This is a genomic window from Pseudoalteromonas sp. CO348 (assembly GCF_004208845.1).
Taxonomy (GTDB): Bacteria; Pseudomonadota; Gammaproteobacteria; order Enterobacterales; family Alteromonadaceae; genus Pseudoalteromonas; species Pseudoalteromonas maricaloris.
In genome coordinates, this window is the sequence record NZ_SGPI01000071.1 from 1 (window position 1) to 366 (window position 366).

Annotated in this window: 1 protein-coding gene; it reads right to left on the reverse strand. The window is 46.2% G+C overall.

What is annotated here, in order from left to right; translation table 11 throughout:
* Window positions 1–338: transposase (locus EXT48_RS23575; protein ID WP_165384149.1), on the reverse strand; the 338-nt coding region annotated here is incomplete at its 3' end.
* Window positions 339–366 lie beyond the last annotated feature (28 nt).

A 366-nucleotide genomic window follows, 5' to 3' on the forward strand; every position in this document is an offset into this window, starting at 1 on the left:
ACAACACCAAACTCTAATAGCAAGCCACGTATTTGATTTGAAAGCTGGGTCTTTTGTTTATCTACTAAGGTTCTCGCTTGGCTCAATGATTGCAACGTTTGCTCTTCAACCGTCATGATTTTACAGGGCTTCACGTTATATGCTTGGCTTGCACTGGCAATGGCGAGGACATCATTTGCATCAGTTTTTTGGCCTTGCCTAAACGCTTTTACGAACTTAGGGGGAAGCAACGTGACATCGTGCCCCAGCGACAGCGCTTTGCGAGCAATATGCTGGGCGCTACCACAAGCTTCCATCACGACCTTTGAACCCTCGGCTTTTGCTAGCAACTCAAACATAGGTTCGCGTTTCATTGGCTTATTAAAC